The sequence below is a fragment of the Amphiplicatus metriothermophilus genome (assembly GCF_900199215.1).
GTDB lineage: Bacteria > Pseudomonadota > Alphaproteobacteria > Caulobacterales > Parvularculaceae > Amphiplicatus > Amphiplicatus metriothermophilus.
On sequence record NZ_FZQA01000001.1, the window covers coordinates 756,534 to 776,533 of the forward strand.

17 protein-coding genes are annotated in these 20,000 nt (G+C 70.3%); 8 read left to right on the forward strand and 9 right to left on the reverse strand.

The window, feature by feature from the left end; genetic code table 11:
• The first annotated feature begins 10 nt into the window (after positions 1 to 10).
• From CHB64_RS03720 to CHB64_RS03740, 5 genes are all read left to right on the forward strand, one after another.
• Entirely contained in the window at positions 11 to 619 is a 609-nt protein-coding gene (locus CHB64_RS03720; RefSeq protein WP_089411208.1) for an SEL1-like repeat protein, read from the forward strand.
• A 162-nt stretch (positions 620 to 781) separates the two neighbouring features.
• Complete coding sequence (glnD, locus tag CHB64_RS03725) at positions 782 to 3,508, forward strand: [protein-PII] uridylyltransferase (RefSeq protein WP_089411209.1); 2,727 nt, start codon at positions 782 to 784, stop codon at positions 3,506 to 3,508.
• A 150-nt stretch (positions 3,509 to 3,658) separates the two neighbouring features.
• Positions 3,659 to 5,254, forward strand: coding sequence for a murein biosynthesis integral membrane protein MurJ (murJ, locus tag CHB64_RS03730; protein WP_089411210.1), 1,596 nt, complete (start codon positions 3,659 to 3,661; stop codon positions 5,252 to 5,254).
• A gap of 33 nt (positions 5,255 to 5,287) precedes the next feature.
• Positions 5,288 to 6,304 (forward strand): tryptophan--tRNA ligase, encoded by a 1,017-nt coding sequence (gene trpS, locus CHB64_RS03735; protein ID WP_089411211.1) that lies wholly within the window; start codon positions 5,288 to 5,290, stop codon positions 6,302 to 6,304.
• Positions 6,305 to 6,378: 74 nt separating this feature from the next.
• Complete coding sequence (locus CHB64_RS03740; RefSeq protein WP_089411212.1) at positions 6,379 to 6,945, forward strand: Yip1 family protein; 567 nt, start codon at positions 6,379 to 6,381, stop codon at positions 6,943 to 6,945.
• A gap of 260 nt (positions 6,946 to 7,205) precedes the next feature.
• On the opposite strand, the gene CHB64_RS03745 is transcribed toward CHB64_RS03740, so the two are convergent.
• The 5 genes from CHB64_RS03745 to CHB64_RS03765 form a co-directional block, all read right to left on the reverse strand.
• A complete protein-coding gene (locus CHB64_RS03745) occupies positions 7,206 to 8,309 on the reverse strand; it encodes a flagellar basal body P-ring protein FlgI (protein WP_089411213.1) in 1,104 nt (367 codons plus the stop codon).
• 5 nt (positions 8,310 to 8,314) lie between these two features.
• A complete protein-coding gene (locus CHB64_RS03750) occupies positions 8,315 to 9,325 on the reverse strand; it encodes a hypothetical protein (protein WP_089411214.1) in 1,011 nt (336 codons plus the stop codon).
• Positions 9,325 to 10,791, reverse strand: coding sequence for a flagellar hook-associated protein FlgK (gene flgK, locus CHB64_RS03755; RefSeq protein ID WP_089411215.1), 1,467 nt, complete (start codon positions 10,789 to 10,791; stop codon positions 9,325 to 9,327). Before flgK ends, CHB64_RS03750 begins: the two co-directional genes overlap by 1 nt.
• Before the next feature lie 27 nt (positions 10,792 to 10,818).
• Complete coding sequence (locus CHB64_RS03760) at positions 10,819 to 12,123, reverse strand: flagellar hook protein FlgE (protein WP_089411216.1); 1,305 nt, start codon at positions 12,121 to 12,123, stop codon at positions 10,819 to 10,821.
• 293 nt (positions 12,124 to 12,416) lie between these two features.
• Positions 12,417 to 13,247 carry a flagellar motor protein MotB gene (locus tag CHB64_RS03765; protein WP_089411217.1) on the reverse strand — a complete coding sequence of 277 codons (831 nt, stop codon included), beginning with the start codon at positions 13,245 to 13,247 and terminating at the stop codon, positions 12,417 to 12,419.
• 169 nt (positions 13,248 to 13,416) lie between these two features.
• On the opposite strand from CHB64_RS03765, the gene CHB64_RS03770 reads away from it, so the two are divergent.
• Positions 13,417 to 14,376, forward strand: coding sequence for a FliM/FliN family flagellar motor switch protein (locus tag CHB64_RS03770; RefSeq protein ID WP_089411218.1), 960 nt, complete (start codon positions 13,417 to 13,419; stop codon positions 14,374 to 14,376).
• Here CHB64_RS03770 and CHB64_RS03775 read toward each other — a convergent pair.
• The 4 genes from CHB64_RS03775 to purD are packed head-to-tail and all read right to left on the reverse strand — an operon-like array spanning position 14,373 to position 17,904.
• Positions 14,373 to 15,440, reverse strand: coding sequence for a phosphotransferase family protein (locus tag CHB64_RS03775; protein WP_089411219.1), 1,068 nt, complete (start codon positions 15,438 to 15,440; stop codon positions 14,373 to 14,375). The genes CHB64_RS03770 and CHB64_RS03775 overlap by 4 nt on opposite strands.
• A 9-nt stretch (positions 15,441 to 15,449) precedes the next feature.
• Complete coding sequence (locus CHB64_RS03780) at positions 15,450 to 15,731, reverse strand: TMEM165/GDT1 family protein (protein WP_089411220.1); 282 nt, start codon at positions 15,729 to 15,731, stop codon at positions 15,450 to 15,452.
• On the reverse strand, positions 15,728 to 16,618 hold the full coding sequence (locus tag CHB64_RS03785; RefSeq protein WP_089411221.1) for an alpha/beta fold hydrolase: 891 nt from the start codon (positions 16,616 to 16,618) through the stop codon (positions 15,728 to 15,730). Before CHB64_RS03785 ends, CHB64_RS03780 begins: the two co-directional genes overlap by 4 nt.
• Positions 16,615 to 17,904, reverse strand: a complete 1,290-nt coding sequence (gene purD / locus CHB64_RS03790) for a phosphoribosylamine--glycine ligase (RefSeq protein WP_089411222.1) — start codon at positions 17,902 to 17,904, stop codon at positions 16,615 to 16,617. The genes CHB64_RS03785 and purD overlap by 4 nt, the downstream gene beginning before the upstream one ends.
• A gap of 45 nt (positions 17,905 to 17,949) precedes the next feature.
• Here purD and CHB64_RS15350 point away from each other — a divergent pair, with 45 nt between their 5' ends.
• Together CHB64_RS15350 and CHB64_RS03800 are read left to right on the forward strand one after the other, a co-directional pair.
• Positions 17,950 to 19,341, forward strand: coding sequence for a hypothetical protein (locus CHB64_RS15350; RefSeq protein ID WP_183233953.1), 1,392 nt, complete (start codon positions 17,950 to 17,952; stop codon positions 19,339 to 19,341).
• Between the two features lie 50 nt (positions 19,342 to 19,391).
• The gene (locus tag CHB64_RS03800; RefSeq protein WP_089411223.1) at positions 19,392 to 19,943 is read left to right on the forward strand and encodes a SixA phosphatase family protein; all 552 of its coding nucleotides are present in this window, start codon (positions 19,392 to 19,394) and stop codon (positions 19,941 to 19,943) included.
• Positions 19,944 to 20,000: the final 57 nt, after the last annotated feature.

Here is a 20,000-nt window from a genome sequence, read left to right on the forward strand (position 1 = left end):
GAGGCTTCGCTTGAAACGCTGGATCGCCGTCGCCGCGGCCGCCGCCGCGCTTCTCGCCGCTGGTTCGGGCCGCGCCGGATCGGACGCGGCCGCCGTCCCCGTCCCCGCGCCCGCCGCCGGCGAAGACGGGAGCCCGCGCGCCCTGCGCAAGGCGGGCCTCGCGCTTCTGGCGGAAAACGAGCCGGCGCGCGCGGTCTATCTGCTGCGCCGGGCCGCGCTCGACGGCGATTATCCGGCGCTCGTCGCGCTCGAACGCCTGCGTCGGGCGGGCGGGCCGAACGCGCCGAGCCTGGCCGACATGATCGCGATCGAGACGGCGCTGGCTGAAGCCGGCGATCCGGTGGCCGCCTGGCGGCTCGTGCGCCGGCATGAGACGGGCGAAGGCGTCGATCCCTCCGCGGAAGAAGCCGTCCGCTGGCTGAAGATCGTGGCGCGGAAAGAAAACGCCGCCTATCCGAAATCGGCCGAGGCCGCTTTCCGGCTGTGCGAAATCTATGCGCGCGGCGAAGCCGTTCCCGCCGACGAGACGGCCGCGCGCGGCTGGTGCGCCGAAGCGGCCCGCCGCGGCCATGCCGGCGCGGCCTTCGCGCTGGCGCAGATGAAAGGCGTGAATGGATAACGGGTTCGCCGCCGGCGCCTTTTTCGGGGATCTCCCCCCGCCCCTCCCATCGCTGAGGAAGGAGGGAGCCGGCCGCAGGCGCGGGCGCATTCTTCCCGTTCCGCAAAGGGGAAACAGGGGCGGGTCGGCCCGTCCTTCGGCGGGCGCGGCGGCGGGCGGGCGATGACGGCCGCGCTCGACGATCGCGCCCGGCGCGCGCCGCCTGTCCGGCCCGGCCAGCCGGCCGCCGAGATCGTCGCCGCCGCCTGCGCCCGCGAGCGCGCCGGACAGAGCCACGGCGAGACCGGCCAGGCGCTCAAGATCCTCATCGAGCAGCGCCGGCGGGGCGTCGTCAGCAGCTACGCCCGCGGGGACGTGGCCGCCGCGCGCCTTTCCGGCATCGTCGAGGAGGCGGTCGCCGCGCTCTTCGCCGAAGGGGCGAAAAGCCATCCCGCCGCGGCGCGCAAGCTCGCGCTCGCCGCCGTCGGGGGCTTCGGGCGCGGCGAACTCGCGCCCTATTCCGACGTCGATCTTCTGTTCCTGCACCCGGCGGGCGACGACGGCATGCGCCCGCTGCTCGACTTCATCCTCTATCCTTTGTGGGACGCGGGCCTCAAGGTCGGCCACGCCGTGCACACGCCGGCCTCGGCCGTCGCGTTCGCCAAAGAGGACATGGTCGCGCGCACGGCCTATCTCGACGCGCGTCTTCTGTGCGGCGAGGCCGCGCTGTTCCGGGACTTCGCCGCGCGCTACGACAAGCTCCGTAAGCGGACGAAAAAGCAGTTCGCCGCCGCCAAGCGCGCCGAGCTCGAAGAGCGCCACGCGAAGTCCGAGCAGACGCGCTATCTCGCCGAGCCGGACCTGAAGGAGGGCAAGGGGGGCCTGCGCGACCTTCAGACCATCGCCTGGCTTTACAAATACGAATACGGCGCCGCGCTGGGCGCGTCCGGCGCGCCGAAGAAGCTGCTGACGCCCGAGCAGCTGAGAACCTTCCGCCGCTGCGCGCGCTTTCTTTGGTCGGCGCGCTTTCAGCTTCACGACCTCGCCGGGCGGGCGGAGGAAAAGCTCTCTTTCGACGTCCAGCCCGCCCTCGCCGAGCGCCTCGGCTACGCCGACCGCGGCGGGATGCTCGCCGCCGAGCGGCTGATGAAGGATTATTTCGTCAACGCGATGGAGGCGGGCCGGCTCATGCGAATCGCCGCGGCCCGGCTCGAGGAGGAGCGCGAGCGTCTGTCGCCGAAGGCGCTCAAGGTTTTGCCCAAGGCGCTTGCGCGCGACGAGGCGGGCGAGAAGGCCAATCTGAAGCTCGTCCACGGCCGGCTGCATTTCGCGAGCCCGGCCCGCGCCCGGCGCCGGCCGGCCGATCTGTTCCGGCTCTTTCGCGCCTTTTCGAAACGGCCCGATTTCGATCTGCACCCGGACGCGCTGGCGCTCGCCGCTTCGGTCGCGCGGCTGGTCGCGCCGCAGGTCCGGGCCGATCCCGTGATCGCGAAGCTGTTCCTCGCCGCCCTCGTCGAGGCGAAGGACCCGGCGAAGACGCTCAGGCTGATGACCGAGACAGGGCTTTTGGGGCGCTACATTCCCGCCTTCGGCAAGATCGTCGGGCGGATCGAATACGGCCTTCACCGGCGCTATTCCATCGACGAGAACGTCTTCCGCTCGATCGGCGTGCTCGCCGAGATCGAGCGCGGCGCGGCGCGCGCGCGCCATCCCGTCGCCTCGAAGATTCTCGCGGCGGCGCCGGCGCGCGCGCCCTTCTATCTCGCCGTGCTGCTGCACGAGACGATCTGGGGGATGCGCGAGAAGGACGCCGCAGCCTGCGAGCGGCTCGTCGCGCGCATCGCGCGCCGGCTCGGGCTGGAGGCCGAAGACGCCGCGCTGGTCGGCTGGGCCGCGGCGCGGCCGCATCTGATGATCCGCACCGCCGAGCGGCGCAATCTCGCCGAGCCGCGCGCGGTCGCGCGCTTCGCCGAGTCGGTCGGCGAGAAGCGCCGGCTCGACCTGCTGCTGGTCCTGTCGGTGTGTCATCAGCGGGTCGTCGGCCCCGATTCCTGGGACGAGTGGACGCGCCGTCAGCTCACGGATCTTTACGAGGCCGCCGCCGCCTGGCTCGACGGCGGCGAGGACGGGCTCGCCGCTCATATGGCCGCCCGCGCCGAGGCCGCCCGCGCCGGCGCGCGCGCGCTGCTCGAAGACTGGCCGGAGAAGGAGAAGGACGCCTTTCTCGGCGGTCTTTCCGACGAGATCATGCGCGCGCTCGATCCCGAGATCGTCGCCCGGGTGGGCGCGCTCGCCCGCTCGGCGGCGGTCGAGGGCCGCAAGGAGGCCGTCGCCCTGCGCGCGCGCGAAGACGGCGACGTCGAGGCGGTGGTTTACGCCCGCGACCGGCTCGGCCTGCTCGCCGATCTCGCCGGCGCGATCGCCGCCTGCGGCGTCAGCGTGCGGAACGTCCAGGTGCTGACGAGCGCCGGCGGTCAGGCGATCGACGTCTTCACGCTCCAGTCGGAGAACGAAAACCCCCTCGACGATCCGGGCCGGCTGCGCCTGCTCCATGGCCGGCTGCTCGAAGCGGCCCGCGCCGCGCCGGACCGGGCCCGCACGCCGGCCCGCCGGCTCGGCGACCGGCGCGCGATCTTCGACGTGGAGCCTGCGGTGCGCATCGACCTCGACTGGTCGCAGGACTGCACGATCGTCGAGGCCGAAGGGCGCGACCGGCCGGGGCTTCTCTACGACCTCACCGCCGCGCTCGCGGAGATCGGGGTCGGCATCGTTTCGGCCCATATCGCGACGTATGGGGCGCGCGCGGTCGACGCCTTCTATCTGCAGGACGCGCCGGGCTACAAGATCACGAACCGGCGCCGGCTGCAGTCCATCGAGCGCCGCCTTCTTGCGGCCCTGCGAAGCGGCTAGGGAAGGGGACGACGTGACGGAGTCGGCGATGGACAGGACGCGCGACGCGGCGCTCCCCCCCTTGAAAAGGGGGGGCGGAGGGGGATCGAAGCCGTCTGCGCGGCGCCTGTTTCGGGATCCGCGCCCGGAACGGGGAGCGGCTCCATAGCCATGGCCGGCCTTCTCAAATCCCTGGCGACCGTCAGCGGCATGACGATGCTCAGCCGCGTGCTCGGCTTCGTCCGCCAGGTGCTGATCGCCGGCGTCGTCGGCGCGGGCGGCAATCCGGTCGCGGACGCCTTCTGGGCGGCGTTCCGTCTGCCGAACATGTTTCGCCGGCTGTTTGCGGAGGGCGCGTTTCACGCCGCGTTCATACCGCTCTTCCAGGGCGAAGACGTCAAGGGCGGCGCGGAAGACGCCAAGCGCTTTGCGGAGGAGACGCTCGCGGGTCTCGTGTTCGTGCTGACGTTGCTGACCGCGCTCGTCGAGATCGCCGCGCCGGTTTTCGTCTTCCTGATCGCGTCTGGCTTCAGCGACGACCCCGAGAAGTTCGACCTCGCGACGCTCTACACGCGGATCATGTTCCCCTATCTCGCCTGCATGTCGCTGGTCGGCCTGTACAGCGGGGTCCTGAACTCGCTCGGCCGGTTCGCCGCGTCGGCCGCCGCGCCGATCGCGCTCAACGTCTTCATGATCGCCGCCGTGGTCGCCTTCGCCGACGCCGAGACGCCCCGCGTCGGCGCGGCGCTCGCCTGGAGCGTTTTCGCGGGCGGGCTCGCGCAGCTCGCGCTGCTCTGGTACGGCGCCCGGCGGCAGGGCTGGCGGCTCGTCCTGCGCTGGCCGCGTCTGACGCCGGCCATGAAGCGGCTGTTGAGGCTTGGCGCGCCGGGCTTCGTCAGCGCCGGGGCCATTCAGATCAATCTCATCATCGGCACCAATATCGCCAGCCAGGAGCCCGGCGCCGTGTCCTGGCTGATGAACGCCGATCAGCTCTATCAGCTGCCCCTCGCCATATTCGGCATCGCGCTCGGCATCGTGCTGCTGCCCATGCTCTCGCGCCGGCTCAAGGAGGGGGACGAGGCGGGGGCGGCCGAGACCATCAACCGGTCGCTCGAGCTGTCCGCGCTGCTCGCCTTTCCGGCCGCGACGGCCTTCATCGTGCTCGGCGCGCCCCTGTGCGACGCGCTCTTCCGCGGGCTCGCGGGCGACGCGCTCGCGCTGTTCGGCGGGCGCGGCTCGGCCTTCACCGAGCATGACGTCGCGATGACCGGCGCGGCGCTCGCCCTGTTCGGCTGGGGCCTGCCCGCCTTCGTCTGGCACAAGGTGTTCTCGCCGGCCTTCTTCGCGCGCGAGGACACGCGCTCGCCGATGAACGCCGCGCTCGTCGCCATCGGCGCGAATACGGGCCTGGCGCTCGCGCTGTTCCCGATCTTCGGCTTTCTGAGCGTCGCCTTCGCGACCGCCGCGGCGAGCTGGCTGCAGGTGGGGCTGCTCGCGCGCAGGCTCCATCGCGTCGGCCAGTTCCGCCCCTCGGCGCGGCTCGCCGGGCGGCTTGCGCGCATCCTCCTCGCCAACGCCGGCCTCGCCGCGGCGCTTTTCTTCGCCGTTCAGCACACGGACCGGCTCGCCGGATTTCTGTTCGGGCGGGAATGGCTGGCGGTCGCGGCGATCTGCGCGGGCGGGGTCGTCGTCTACGCCGGCCTGGCGCTCGCGGTTGGCGCGGCGCGCCTTTCCGACTACAAGAGCCTCGCCGGCGGGGCGGCCTGACCCGCGCGATGGCGAATCTGTCAAGGGAATCAAATGACTGGCTATAAGGGACCGGAGCGCGTCCTGTCCGGAATCCAGACTTCCGGCAACATGCATCTCGGCAATTATCTCGGCGCGATCCGCAAATTCGTCGCGCTTCAGCGCGAGCACGACTGCTTTTTCTTCCTCGCCGACATGCACGCCATCACGGTCTGGCAGGAACCCGAGAAGCTGCGCGCCCAGACCTGGCACATCGCCGCGACCTATCTGGCCGCCGGCATAGACCCCGAGATTGCGACGATCTTTCCGCAATCGGCGGTGCCCGCCCATGCCGAGCTCGCCTGGATCTTCAACTGCGTGGCGCGCCTGGGCTGGCTCGACCGCATGACCCAGTTCAAGGACAAGGCCGGCAAGGACAAGGAGCGCGCCTCGGTCGGGCTCTACACTTATCCGGTTCTTCAGGCTGCGGACATTCTCGTCTACAAGGCGACGCGCGTGCCCGTCGGCGAGGACCAGAAGCAGCATCTGGAGCTTTCGCGCGACATCGCCGCGAAGTTCAATCACGACTATGGGGTTCCGGATTTCTTCCCCCTGCCCGAGCCGCTCATCAAGGGGCCGGGCGCGCGGGTGATGAGCCTGCGCGACGGAACGAAGAAGATGTCGAAATCCGACCCGTCGGAGAACGCCTGCATCTTCCTCAAGGACGACGCCGACGCGATCGCGCGCAAGATCAGGAAGGCCGTGACCGATCCCGAGCCGCTGCCGTCCGAGGTCAAGGGCCTCGAAGGCCGGCCCGAAGCGGCCAATCTCGTCGGCATCTACGCCGCGCTCGCGGGTACGGACGATCAGGCGGTGCTCGACGAATTCGGCGGCAAGGGCTTTTCCGTCTTCAAGCCGGCGCTCGCCGAGCTGGCGACGGAGAAGATCGCGCCCATCGGGGCCGAGATCCGCCGGCTCGAAGCCGATCCGGCCCATCTGGAGGCGGTGCTCGCGCGGGGGGCCGAGCGCGCCGCGGCGATCGCCGATCCCGTCGTGCGCGAGGTCAAGAAGATCGTCGGCTTCGCGGGCTGACCGCGCCGCGCGGGGCCGTTTGGAAAATTCCGCGAACATGCTCATAACCTTCCCGAGCAGAAGGGGAGGCCGGCATGGCTCAGGACCTCATCGGGCGCGTTCAGCGCCTCATTGTTTCGCCCAAGGCCGAGTGGGACGCGATCGACGCGGAAAGCGTCGAGCCGCAAAGCGTGCTCATCGGCTATGTCGCGCCGCTCGCCGCGATTCCGGCGATCGCCACCGTCGTCGGGCTCGGCTTTCTGGGGCCGTTCGCGGCGGGGGCGGCGTTTCAGAGCGCGCTCGTCAGCTACGTCTTCGCCCTCGTCTGGGTGTTCGTCTTCGCCTTCATCATCAACGCGCTGGCGCCGACCTTCGGGGCGGAGAAGAATTACCGCCAAGCCTTCAAGGTCGCGGCCTATTCCCCTACCGCCGGCTGGGTCGCGGGCGTGTTCATGTTGATTCCCGTCTTGAGCTTCCTGGCGCTGATCGGCGCGCTCTACAGCCTGTATCTGCTGTTCGTCGGCCTGCCGAAGATGATGAAGCCGCCGGCGGACAAGGCGCTCGTCTATACGCTCGCGGCGATCGTCGTCGCCATTCTGGCCAGCGTGCTGATCGGCGCGCTGGTCGGCCTCGGCCCGCGGGCGATGTCGCCGACGCTCTGACGCGCCCGGCGCGGCGGGTTCGGTTCGTACGCGGTCTATCGCCGTCATAGTCGCCTCGTCCATGTCTTCTGCGGGCGAGGATAAGGCCGCGGCGAAGGGCGGGGATAAGTCTCCACGAAAAGGCGGACAAGTCGGATCGGCGGGAAAAACCCTTGTCAGGCAATGGGTTGCCCGCCGCCTGCACGACGTCCGCGGCCGCCTGACGGGGCTGTCACAAAAAATTCACGAAAATTTTTCGCCCATCTCCGGGGGCGCGCCGCCTACTGAATGACCAGTTCGGCGTGCAGCGCGCCGGCGGCCTTGATCGATTTGAGGATGTCGATCATCTCGCGGGGGCTGACGCCGAGCGAGTTGAGGCCGGCGACGAGGTCGGACAGCGTGACGTTCTCCTCGATCAGCGCGACCTTGCGGTCGGCCGGCTCCGAGACGGAAATGTCCGTACGCGGCACGACCACGGTGTCGCCGTTCTGCGAGAAGGGATTGGGCTGGGAGACCTGCGGCGTCTCGCTGATGCGGATCGAGAGATTGCCCTGCGCGACCGCCACGCGCGAGATGCGCACGTCCGCGCCGAGCACGATGGTGCCCGAGCGCTGGTCGACGACGACGCGCGCCTTCTGGGCCGGGGCGACCTCGATGTTCTCGATGGCGCTCAGCATGTGGGCGGGCGAGGGAAACTGCTCGGCGACGGCGAGCTCGACGGCGGTCGAATCGAGCATTCTGGCGACCGGCCCGCCGAGGGCGGCGTTGATCGCCGTCTCGATCCGCGCGGCCGTGGTGAAGTCCGGCGCGCGCAGGGAAAGCTTCAGGCTCTTCATGTCCGCGAGATCGAAAGGCAGCGCCTGCTCGACGCGCGCTCCGTTCGGGATGACGCCGGCGGTCGGCACGCCTTCGGTGACGGAGGCCGCCTCGCCGGCCGCGGCGAAGCCGCTGACGATGACGGGGCCCTGCGCGACCGCGTAGATCTTCCCGTCGGCCGCGTTGAGCGGCGTCATGATGAGCGTGCCGCCGCGCAGATCCGTCGCGTCGCCGATCGCCGAGACGTTGACGTCGATGGTCATGCCGGCGCGCGCGAAGGCGGGCAGGGTCGCGGTCACCAGCACCGCCGCGACGTTCTTTGGACGGAAGTTCTCGCCCTGCACGTTGACGCCGAGCCGTTCGAGCAGGCTCGACAAGGCTTCCTCCGTATAGGGCGAGTTTCTGAGCCCGTCGCCCGTGCCGTTGAGGCCGACGACGAGGCCGTAGCCGACGAGATCGTTGCCGCGCACGCCTTCGATCTCTACGAGATCTTTCAGGCGCACCTCCGCGCGCGCGGGCGCGGCGAAGGCGGCGGCGACGAGAGCGAGAAGGAGAAGAAGGCGCTTCATGGGGGCTACCGCAGGAAATCGGCGAGGCTGAGGCGCGAGATGCGCGAGGCGACGAGAAACGACGCTTCGAGCTGGCTTTCATACTGCTGAAGCTGCGAGGCCGCTTCGAACGGGTCGCGCGCGACCTTGGAATTGACGAGATTGGTCAGCACGCGCTCTTCTTCTTCATAGCGGGCGATGGAGCCGGCGATGCGCGCCTCGGCGACGCCGATCACGGCGCGCAGCTGCACGAGCGCTTCCTCAGCGCCGAGCGCGCGCTCGGCCGCGGCCGTCGCCAGCGCGTCGCGCTCGCCCGCGGACCCGCCCGGCGCGGCCGGATATTGCGCGAGCGTCGCTAGGCTGCGGATGAGATCCTTGATGGGCTGGGCGTCGGCCTTCACCGAGGCGTTGACGCGCACGCCCGGCGCGATCTCCACCGACGGGGCCTGGCCCGCCCCGCCCTGATAGATCGTGGTCTGAAAGCCGCCGGCCGGATCGTTGAAATATGTATCGAGCGCGGCCTCGGCGCTCGCCGCGTCCGGCGCGCCGGCGACGATCGCGGCCACGTCCGCAAGCAGGGTTTCGACCGCCGCGAGGGGCGTGCGGTCGACCGCGTCGCCGCTGAACAGCGCGCGGTCCCCGCCCGTGGTGTTGAGCGCGGCGAAGACATCGTAAAGGGCGCCTTTGGCGCTTTCGGCGGCGGAGATGAGCGCGTCGTGATCGCCGCGGCCGAGAAAGGAGAGCGCGTCGGTGGCGAGGACGCCGCTTTCGGTCGTGAGCTTTTCGAGCACGGTCTGGGTGCGCGCCGCGCGGTTCGCCGCGAGCGCCAGCGTCGTCTGATAGGCTTTCGCGTCGTCGGCCGCCTTCTGGATAAGCTGGATCGAGCCGATGTCGCCGCCGACGGCGCGGGTCTGGTCTTCGTAGCGGCCGGTCACGGCCTCGGTGCGCGCGGTCTCGGCGCGCTGCTTGAGCTCGGCGACGACGCGCGCGATCCGGCCGTGGGCGAGCAGATCGGGAAGGCCGCTCGGAATCGCCATCACAGAATCTCCGTCAACGTATCGAACAGGCGCTGTATAGTCTGAATGACCCGCGCGTTGGCCGCATAGGCCTGCTCGATAACCAGAAGATTCTGCAGCTCGGCGTCGGTGTCGACGCCGATCGCGGCGGTCTCGGCGTCGATGATGGCGTCGGCGCGCGCCTGCGCGCCGGCGAGGCCCGTCTCGGCCACGATGCGGGCGCTGCCGACGATCGTCGCGACGCCGGCCGCGGCTTCGGCCGCCGATTGCGTTCCGGTAAGCCCCACGCCGGGGGGCAGGGCGCGCTTGGCGACCAGCGCGTCGAGCTGGGCGCGCGCATAGGTCGAATCGGCGGCCGGCCCCGGCGCGGCCGCGCCGAGTCCGTCGCGCAGGCGAAAGAGCGCGCCGCCCTGATCGGGATCGGCCGCCGCGTTGACGGCGATGCGTCCGGCGAGACCTTTCTCCGCAAGCGGATCGATCGGGCCGCCTGCGTCGGTGAACAGGCCGGGCGCGCCCGCCGGCAATGTGGCGTCGATGTCGGTGAAGCGCTCGATGAGATCGCGGGCGAGCCCGTCTATCTGCGCCTGGAAAGCCGGGACGATCTCGTCGCGCACGGCGAAATGGCCGGCGAGCGAGCCCTGGGCGAGGGCGAGCCCGCCGGGCCCGCCGGGCGTGATGTCGATTCCGTCCACGGACAGGCCGGAAAGCGCGCCCGCCCCGCCGGCGTAATCGAGGTCGGCGGTGATGGTGTGGGTCTGGGCGAACTGGATCTCGCGCGCGGTTCCGGCGATGAGGAAAGCGCCTTCCTGGGTGATGAGATCGACCTTGCCCTGATCGCGCGGCAGCTCGCGCACGGGAATGATCGCGGAAATCTCGTCGATCAGCTTCTTGCGCTGGTCGAGCAGCGCCGAGACGTCGCGGCCCGAGCCGGCGGCCTTGGAGATGTCGTCGTTGAGCTGCTCGACCTGCTTGAGCGCGGCGTTGACGAAGCCGACCTCGCGCGCGATCTGCGCGTCGGCGTCCTCGCGCAGCGCTTGGGCCTTGCCCGAGAGCTGATTGAGCGTCGTCGCCAGCGATTTGGCCGCGTCGAGAGTCTGGGCCTGATGAGCGACGGACTCCGGGGTCTCGGAAAAGGCGCGCAGCGCCGTCTCCAGCGCCTGATAGCGGCTGAACAGGTTGAACGGATCATCGAGCTCGCCCAGCGCCCCGTTGAGCTCGGCGCGCGCCGATGCGATCGCCCGGTCGCGGCCGAGCGCGCCCTCGGCCGCCCGCCGGTCGCGCGAGAGCACCGGGTCGGACGCGCGCGTCTCGCCGTCCACGGCGACGCCCGCCCCGCGCCCGGCGACCGTCCGCTCACTGACTGAAATGTCGCGGCGGGCGTAGCCGGGCGTGAGCGCGTTCGCGATATTGTTCGAGACGACGTCGGCGCGCCGCTGGGCGGCGGCCAGTCCCGAGGTCGCGTTCGTCAGGGCGCTCGACAGCGTCATCGCTCAGCCTTCAGCCTCGGCGGCGCCTTACCGCTTCAGGTTGGTGGTTTCCTGCAGCATCTCGTCGACCGTGCGGATGATGGTCGCGTTCGACGAATAGGCCCGCTGGGTTTCGATGAGGTCGGTCAGCTCCTCGGCGATGTCGGTGGTCGACTCCATGAGCGCGAAGCCGATGGTCTCGCCCACGGGGCCCGTGCCGGCGTCCCACAGGAAGAAGCTGCCGCTTTGCTGCGACACGCCGTAGGTCTGGTTGTCGAGCGCCGTCAGGCCGTTCGGGTTCGGAACGTCGGCGACGGGAATCTGATAGATGGGCCGGCGGAAACCGTTGTCGTAAATGGCTTCGAGAATGCCGCGCTCGTTGATCTCGACGGTGCGCAGGCTGCCGATCGGCGCGCCGTTGCGGGCGACGTTGACGGGCGAGAAGCTCGCGGCGAGCTGGGTCAGCGGCCCGCCGGCTCCCGGTTGGCCGATGTCGAGATCGATCGGACCGGAGGCGACGTTTATCGACACGAGGCCCGTGGCCGCGTCCCAGGCCGCGCCGGCGCCGGGCGTAACGGTCAGGACCGATCCGCCCGTGGCGGCGGTGTCGTCGAACTCCACGTCGAAGGTCGCGACCGGCGTCAGCGGATCGCCCGCCCCGTCGAAGACCTCCACCGTCCAGGTGTTGCTCGCGCCCGTCGCCGGCACCTGCGGCGTGAAGACCATGCGCAGGGTCTGGGTGCGGCCGAGATTGTCGAAATACTCAGTGGGCGCCTCGAACGGCGTTCCGGCCGCGCCGGCCTGCGTTTCCGAGGCCGGCAGGTTGACGCCGAGGGTGATCTTCGTGGTGGGGGCCGAGGCGAACTGGTTGCGGGTGACGTTGACCGGCTCGAGCCCCGCCGCGCTGTCGCGGCCCGGAATGGCGATCGTGCCGTCGGGCGCGGCCGGCCAGCCGAGCAGGTAAAGTCCGCTCAGAGTGCGGAGGAATCCGTTTTCGTCCGGGCTGAACGAGCCGGTGGCGGTCAGCAGAAACGGCCGGTCGCCGGCCAGGGCGGTCAGCCCTGCGCCGTTGGTCACGGGCAGAAGGCCGCGCCCGGCGACGGCGATGTCGGTCGGGTTCGTGGTGGGCAGCAGCGCGCCCTGGGCGGCGACGTCCTTGAAGGTCGCCGCGCGCACCCCGCCGGCTGTGTAGGTTCCGGCGTTCTCGCCGATGACGAGGCTCGTGAACTCCGACTTCGCGCGCTTGTAGCCGAACGTCTCGGAGTTCGCGATGTTGTCCGAAATCGTGGCGAGGCGCGTCGCGTTGACGGCGAGGCCGGCCACGCCGGCGTTGAGAGAGGAGGACAGGCCCATGATGCTTACCCGCGGTTAACGTTTCCAAAACCTTTACTGGCTCGCCGATTATTCAGCGGAGTGATTAAAATTGTCATAAGCATGAGCCGGGAGAGGGAGGATGAAGCGGCGATGGGAATGAAATACATGCGCCGTCCCGGATGCTGCGCTGCTGATCCGGGATCGCTCTTGGCGGGGCTGCGCGTCTGCTGCGCGCGATCCCGGGTCTGCGCTGCATCGCTCCGTCCTGCATCGCGCCCGGGATGAAAGTCTGTCCGCCGCTCCTCACTCGCTATTCCCTATTCCCTGCCCCCTCACTCGCGCAGCAGGGTGATCGAGATGCGCCGGTTCTGCGGCGCAAGCGGATCGGGGGTGAGCGGCTCGGTGTCGGCCTTGCCGGCGACCTCGGCGATCTGCGCAAGGGGAAGCCCAGCGCGGATCATGATGCGCCGCGCGGTGTTGGCGCGGTCGGTCGAAAGCTCCCAGTTCGAATAATCGCGCGTGTTGGAATAAGGCCGGCTGTCGGTGTGGCCGACGATGGCGACGTCGTTCTTCACCTGGCGCACCGCGTCGGCGACCACTTCGAGCAGCGTCACCATGGTCGGCGAGGGGCGCGCCGAGCCGAGCTCGAACAGCGGGCTGCCGTCGACGTCGACGAGCTCGATGACGAGTCCGTCGGGCGTCATGCGCGTCTGGATGTGGCGGGCGATGACGTCGCCTTCCTCTTCGAGCGCGCGTTTGAGCAGATCCTCCTCGACGGCGGCGAGGGCCTGTTCCTCCTGCGCGCCGGCGCCTTTTTCTTCGTCGCTGATTTCGGTCAGACTGTCGGCGTTCTTCTCCGGCTGGGTGCGGGTGCCGCCGTGCCCTTTTCTGGCGAGGACTTCCTCGTTGAAGACGGTCTCGCCGTTGAGCACGTCGGCGCCGCCGCCCGAAACCTGGCTAACCGGAATCGACGGGTTGAAATAGTCGGCGATGCCCTTGCGCTGGTCTTCCGTGGTGGCGTTCAGCAGCCACATCAGCAGGAAGAACGCCATCATCGCTGTGACGAAGTCGGCGTAGGCGACCTTCCACGCGCCGCCGTGATGGCCTCCGCCCGAGACCTTCTTCACGCGCTTGATGACGACATTATGCTGCGTGCTGCTCAATTGCGCGCCCGGTCGGAGACGGAGAAACCCATGCGTGAATAAGCGCCCGCTCGTAAATTTGCGCTTAAGGGACGGGCGCGGACGGTCGGCGCCGCGACGATGGTTAGCGAAGTCTCAACGAATTCGCTTCATCTTTGCTGATCGGTCAACGGCGGGGAGCTGACGACGCATGGCGGAGGAATCCGTCTCACTGCTGGCGCGCAAGATCGGCGCGGGCAAGGCGGGCGCGGCGGCGCCGGGCGGGCCTGCGTCCGCCGGCGCGCCCGACGCGCTCGACGCGCGCTTTCCCGCCGCCGTCGCCAAGACCGCGCAGATCACGCTGTCGGCGCTGCTGCAGGCCGATGTCGAAGCCGCGCCCGCCGCGACGGGTCAGGGGTTGCTCGCCGAATTTCTCGAAGACCTTCCCGATCCCGGCGTGTACTACTGGCTCACCGACGCACGAGGCGCGCCGGCGGCGCTGATGGCGGTCGCGCCCGCTTTCGCGGCGGCGCTGACGGTCCGGCTTCTCGGCGGCGAGCTCGCCGCGCCGGAGGACGGCGCGCGCGCCGAGGCGCTCGATTTCGACATGGCCGGCGCGCTCGCCGACCTGCTCGCGCCGGCGTTGAGCGAGACCTTCGCGAAGAAGCTCGCCGCCGCGCCGGGGCTGCTGCGCGGCCGGCGCGGGGCGCGCGCCCGCCGCGAGGCGATGGGCGATCACGAGGAATCCGCGGCCATTCATCTCACGCTCGACCTCGCCTATGAAGGCGCGGCGGCGCCGGGCGCGATCCGGCTCGCCTTTCTGCGCGGGTTTCTGGAAGAGGCCGGGCTGGCGCGCGGCGGCGCAGAGAATGCGCCCCTCTGCGCGCGCGACGAGTCCTGGTCGCAGGCGCTTCGCCGGAACATTCTCGCCTCGGAATTTCCGCTTACGGTCGTGCTCGACCGGATCGAGACGAATGTCGGAGACCTCTCGCGCCTCCAGGTCGGTCAGGTGATCGAGCTTTCTCCCGGCGCGATGCAGGCGCTCGACATCTGCGTCGACACGGCGGCCGGACCCGCCGTCATCGCCAAAGGCCGCCTCGGCGCCGTTCAGTCGCGCAAGGCGGTCAAGCTCGCCAGCGATATCGACCCGGATTTTCTCAGCGGACTTTAGGCGCCCGCCTTCTGCGCGTGGCGCCAGGCGAGGGCGGCCAGCGGCGCGACCTGCGCGCCGAGGCTCGCGGCGCGCTCGGACGAAGCGTTGCCCTGCAGCGCGCGCGCATAGACGCCCTGCGCGATCGAGGCGAGGCGGAACATATTGTACGCCATGCAGAAGTCGAGATCGGGCAGCCCGGCGCGGCCCGTACGCGCGCAATAGCGTGCGACGGCGTCCTCGAGGCCGGGAACGCCCAGCGCTTCGAGATCGAGCCCGGCGAGTCCCCCCCGCACGCTCGGCGGGAAACGCCAGACCATCAGGAAATAGGTGAAGTCGGCGAGAGGATGGCCGAGCGTCGACAGCTCCCAGTCGAGGACGGCGAGAACCTTCGGCGCGTCGGGATGCATGATGACGTTGTCGAAGCGGAAATCGCCGTGCACGATCGAAACCGCGTCGTCGTCGGGAATCGCCGTCGGCAGCCATTCGATCAGCCTGTCCATGTCGGGAATCGGCTGCGTCTCGGCGGCTTTGTACTGCTTCGACCAGCGTCCGATCTGGCGTTCGAAGTAGTTGCCCGGTTTGCCGAAGTCGGAAAGGCCGGCCTTTTCGTAATCGACCGCGTGCAGGTCGGCGAGCGTGTCGATGAGCGCGTGGAAGAGGGGCGCGCGCTCCTCCCGCGCGACGTCCGGCAGAGAGGAGTCCCAGAAGATGCGGCCTTCGACATAATCCATGATGAAAAAGGCCGTGCCGAGAACGTCCGGGTCCTCGCACAGGGCGTAGGTTTTCGGCGCGGGAAAGCCCTGGGCGTGCAGCGCGGTCATCACCCTGTATTCACGCTCGACGGCGTGGGCCGAAGGCAGGAGCTTGCCCGGCGGCTTGCGCCGCAGCACGTATTTCTTCGCGGGCGTCGTCGCCAGATAGGTCGGGTTGGACTGCCCGCCCTTGAACTTCTGAACCGCGACCGGCCCTTCGAAGCCGTCGACATGGGCGCGCATGTAGGCCTCGAGCGCGGCCTCGTCGATCTTGAGATGCTCCGGCGTCTCGCCGACGCCGGAAAAGTCCGCCTGGGGATCGTTCGTCATGATTGTCTCCTAAGCTCCCCGCATGACGTGCTCGCCGATCATGAACGCGCCAATGGCGAGAAAGCCGAGCCCGGCGATCAGCTTCAAGGGCAGGGCGGAAAGCCAGCGCTCCGCGGCCGCGCCGAGCGCGACCGCGAGCGCCGTCGAGGCGATCAGGGCGCCGGCCGCGGCCGTGAAGACGACGAGCTTCGAGCGCGTCCCGTCGGCGGAGAACAAGAGCGTCGCGAGCTGCGTCTTGTCGCCCAGCTCGGCCAGAAACACGGACAGGAAGACGGTGAGAAAAGCGGTCATGCGGCTACGGTTCCTATGGTCTTGTGGAAGGCGAGAAAAGCTTCGGCGACTCGCGCCGGCGCTTCCGTATGCGGATAATGACCGAGGTCGTCGAACAGGACGGCGTCGGCGTCCGGAATCTGTTCGCGGTAGTAATGATAAAGATGCGCGCCCGAGACGGGGTCCGCCCCGCCGACGACCAGGCGCAGGGGAACGCGCGCGTCCTTGAGCGCGCCGACCCAGCGCGCGCGCCAGGCGACGCGCTCGGGCATGTAATGGAGAAGCCGGTGCAGGACGCGCCGGCCGCCCTTCTCGCAGATGAGCGCCCAATGCGCGTCGATCTCCGCCGCGGCGGGCTTCGTCTCCGGCCCGAAGATCGCATCGAAGGCGCGCTTGAGGCGCGCGCGCGTCATCATCAGTCCAAGGAGCGGCCCCAGCGGGGTGAGCCCCAGCTTCTGTATCGGGCGCGCGCGATGCATCTCGGGGAACAGTCCGCCGTTGAGAAAGCAGATCGAGCGCAGCGAAAAGCTCAAGGTCCCTTCGCCCCGGCGCGCCAGCAGCTCCTGCGCGACCGTATCGCCATAGTCATGGGCGAGAATATGCGCCTCGCCGGCGCCGAGCCGTTCGAGCAGCGCCTCCTGCAGATCCGCCTGGTCGAGGATCGAATAGCGCCGGCCGCGCGGCTTGTCGGAAAGGCCGAAGCCGAGCATGTCGAGCGCGGCGAGACGAAAGCGCGCGGCGAGCGTCGGCCACACGCCCGTCCAGTCCCAGGACGAGGTCGGATAGCCGTGAATCAGCAGAAGCCATGGCCTGGTCTCGTCGTTTTCGCCCGCCGTCCAGTAGGCGATGGAATCGCCGCCCCAGGAGAAATGACGGGCCGCGCGCCGCCAGGCGTCGAGGTCTTTCATGGTCCGCGCGCTCCCGGCTCGCGCGCCAGCGCCCGCCAGGCGATGTCGCGGCGGCAGAAGCCTTCAGGCCAGTCGACGGCGTCGACGCCGGCATAGGCCCGCTCGACCGCCTCGCGGATCGTCGCTCCCGTCGCGGTGACGTTGAGCACGCGTCCGCCGGCGGCGATCAGCGCGCCGTCCCTTTCTTCCGTGCCCGCATGAAAGACGACGACGCCGGGCAGCCGGTTCGCCGCCTCCACGCCGCGGATCCGCGAGCCTTTCTCATAGGCGCCCGGATAGCCCTTCGCAGCCAGCACCACCAGCGCGGCGGCTTCGTCCGACCAGTCGAGCGTCCGTCCGGCGAGATCGCCGACCGCCGCTGCGTAAAGCGCCGGCAGGATGTCGCTTTCAAGCCGGCGCATCAGCGCCTGGCATTCAGGATCGCCGAAGCGGGCGTTGAACTCGACGACCCGGGGGCCGTCCGCGCCGATCATCAGGCCGATATAGAGAACGCCGCGATAGGGCGCGCCGCGCCGGCGCATTTCCGCGACCACCGGCTCGGCGATGCGGGCGATCGTCTGTTCACGGATTTCATCGGTGAAGACCGGCGTCGGCGAATAGGCGCCCATGCCGCCGGTGTTGGGGCCCTCGTCGCCGTCGAAGGCGCGCTTGTGATCCTGCGCGGCGGAAAGCGGCAGCACGCGCTCGCCGTCGCACAGCGCGAAGAAGCTCGCCTCCTCGCCTTCCATGAATTCCTCGATCAGGATTTCCGCGCTCGCCGCGCCGAAGCGGCCGGCGAGAAAGTCGTCCACGGCGGCGTCGGCCTCGGCGAGGGTTTCGGCGATGACGACGCCCTTGCCGGCCGCGAGCCCGTCGGCCTTGATGACGTACGGGGCGCGCTGGGCGCGCAGGAACGCCCTGGCGGGGCCGGCTTCATGGAATCGTCCGTAGGCCGCCGTCGGCGCGCCGGCCGCCGCGCAGATCTCCTTGGCGAAGGCTTTGGAGGTCTCGAGGCGGGCGGCGGCCGCGCTCGGTCCGAAGCAGGGGATGTCCGCCGCGGCGAGCCGGTCGGCGAGGCCGGCGGCCAGGGGCGTCTCGGGACCGACGACCACGAGATCGACCGCCTTCTCGCGCGCGGCCTTCACGATCGCGTCGACGTCCTCGGCCGCGACCGGGAGAGTCTCGCCCAGCGCCTTGAGTCCCGGATTGCCCGGCGCCAGATAGAGCTTTGACAATCGCGGGCTTTGCGCGATCTTCCAGCCCAGCGCATGTTCGCGCCCGCCGCCGCCGACCAGCAGGACCTTCACGTGGCCTTTCTCCCTTTGTCCAATCGCGTTTAGGCGTCGCGCCCGATGGGATCAATGCCGCCGGACAGGAGCGCGCGCAAGGACGAGGGATCGCCCGGCGCCGCGCGGAAAAAACCGCCCGCCGCGCGGCGGCGCCCGCGTCCGGCGCGCCGGGCGCGCGGCGGTCTGCCGGCGGCGGCCGGAAGGCTGCTCGATCATGTCGCGGCGGACGACCGGCGCCGCCAGCGCGTCTCGCTGGCGCTGGCCGTCGCGGTCAACATCGTCGCGCTGAGCCTGCTGGCGGTGTACGGCCGGATCAGCATCTGGATTCCCGCCGCGCCGGGCGAGAGCTTTTCGGTGGTCATGGTCGAGCTGCCGCCGGTTCCCGAGCCGGCGGAGCTCGTTGCGCCGGAGCCGGAGCCTGAACCGGTCGAGCCGGAGATCGTCCCCGAGCCTGAGCCCGAGCCTGAGCCTGAACCGGAGCCCGAACCGGCGCCCGCCCCGCCCGCCGAGGCCGCGCCCCCGCCGGAACCTGAACCCGAGCCCGAACCGGAGCCCGAGCCCGTCGTCGATCTCACGCCCGAGCCCGTCTTCGCCCCGCCGAGCGAGGACGAGACCGGCGATTTCATTCCCGAGGAGGACCCCGGGATCGCCGACGATCCGGGCCCGCTCACCCTCAGCGAGGAGGAGACGCCGGCGCTGGAAGACAGTCCCGCCCTGGCGGAGGAAGAACTGACCGTCGCCGAGGACGCGCCGCCCCTTGAGGCGGAGACCGGCGCGCCGGAGGCGCCGCCGGGCCTCGAACTGACCGAAACGCCGGACGAGACGACCGCCGCGGCCGAGCTCGCCGCCCAGCCCGAAACCGCGCCGCCGGAAGAGCCGGCCGGCGACGACATGTTCGACGAGGACCCGTTCCTCGCGCGCCGGCCCGCCCTGCCGGCGGTCGATCTGCCCGAGGGCGCGCTCGCGCCGGCGCCGGGCAGCGCGGGCGTCGTCGCGATCTTCTGCCCCGAGGTCTTCGACGATGCGGACAAGGTCGCTGAATGCGCCGGCCGGCCGGAGATCCGCTCCGGCTGGCGGCCGGGCGCGAGCGGCGAGGACTGGTCCGAAGCGGTTCGCCTGCTGCGCGGCGCGCGCGAGGCGGGCGGTGCCGGCGGCGGCGATCCCTCGACCTTCGGCCCGGAGATCGCCCGCCAGATCGAGCAGCGCGCCCGGCAGGAGGCGCTGGAGCTCGGCCGGCGCGGGGTCGCCATCGACGATCCCGCCGGCGCGGCGTCCTCCAATCTCGACCGCACGCTCGGCCAGCCTGATCTCGGCCGGCCGGCGCCCGAGCCGGGCTGGACCCTGCCGGCCGATCCCGAAGTCAGCCAGCGCCGCCTGCGCCGGCTCGAGCGCGATCTCGAACGCGCCGAGGAGGAAAAAACGCCGAGCGGCGGGGCCGACGACGGGCGGCGATGACAGGCGCGCCCGGCGGGCTATGCTGAGGGTTTGCGCAAGAAGGGCGGGCCATGAAACGCATTTCTCTCCTGCGCCACGCCAAGGCGGAAAGGGAAGGCCGCGGCGGCCCGCGCGATTTCGACCGGCCGCTGAACGCGCGCGGGCGCAAGGCCGCCGCCGCCATGGGCCGGGTTCTGGCCGCCGCGCCGCCTGACGTCGCGCTGTGCTCGCCGGCCGCGCGCGCGAAGGAAACCTGGGCGCGCGCCGCGCGCGCCCTGCCCGGCCCCGTCGAGACGATCTTTTTCGATGCGCTGTATGCCGGCCATATGGCCGGGCGGGACGCGACGGGGCCGCGCGCCTGGCTGGAGCGCGCGCAGGGCCTGCCGGACGCGCGCGCCCACCTTCTCGTCATCGGCCATAATCCGGGTCTGCGCCTCATGGCGCTCGCCCTTCTCGACGCCGCCGCGTCGGACGCGGCCGCCGCGCGGCGGCTGGAAGAAAAATTCCCCACCGGCGCGCTCGCCCGCTTCGCGTTCGACGTCGCGCGCTGGGCCGACATCCGCCCGGGCGCGGGCCGGCTCGAAGCGTTGATCTATCCGGCGGATCTCGAAGATCCGCTTTAAAGCCCGGCCGGCCTTGCCGCGTCGGGCGCGACGCAGGCATAGAGGGGCGATCGCAAC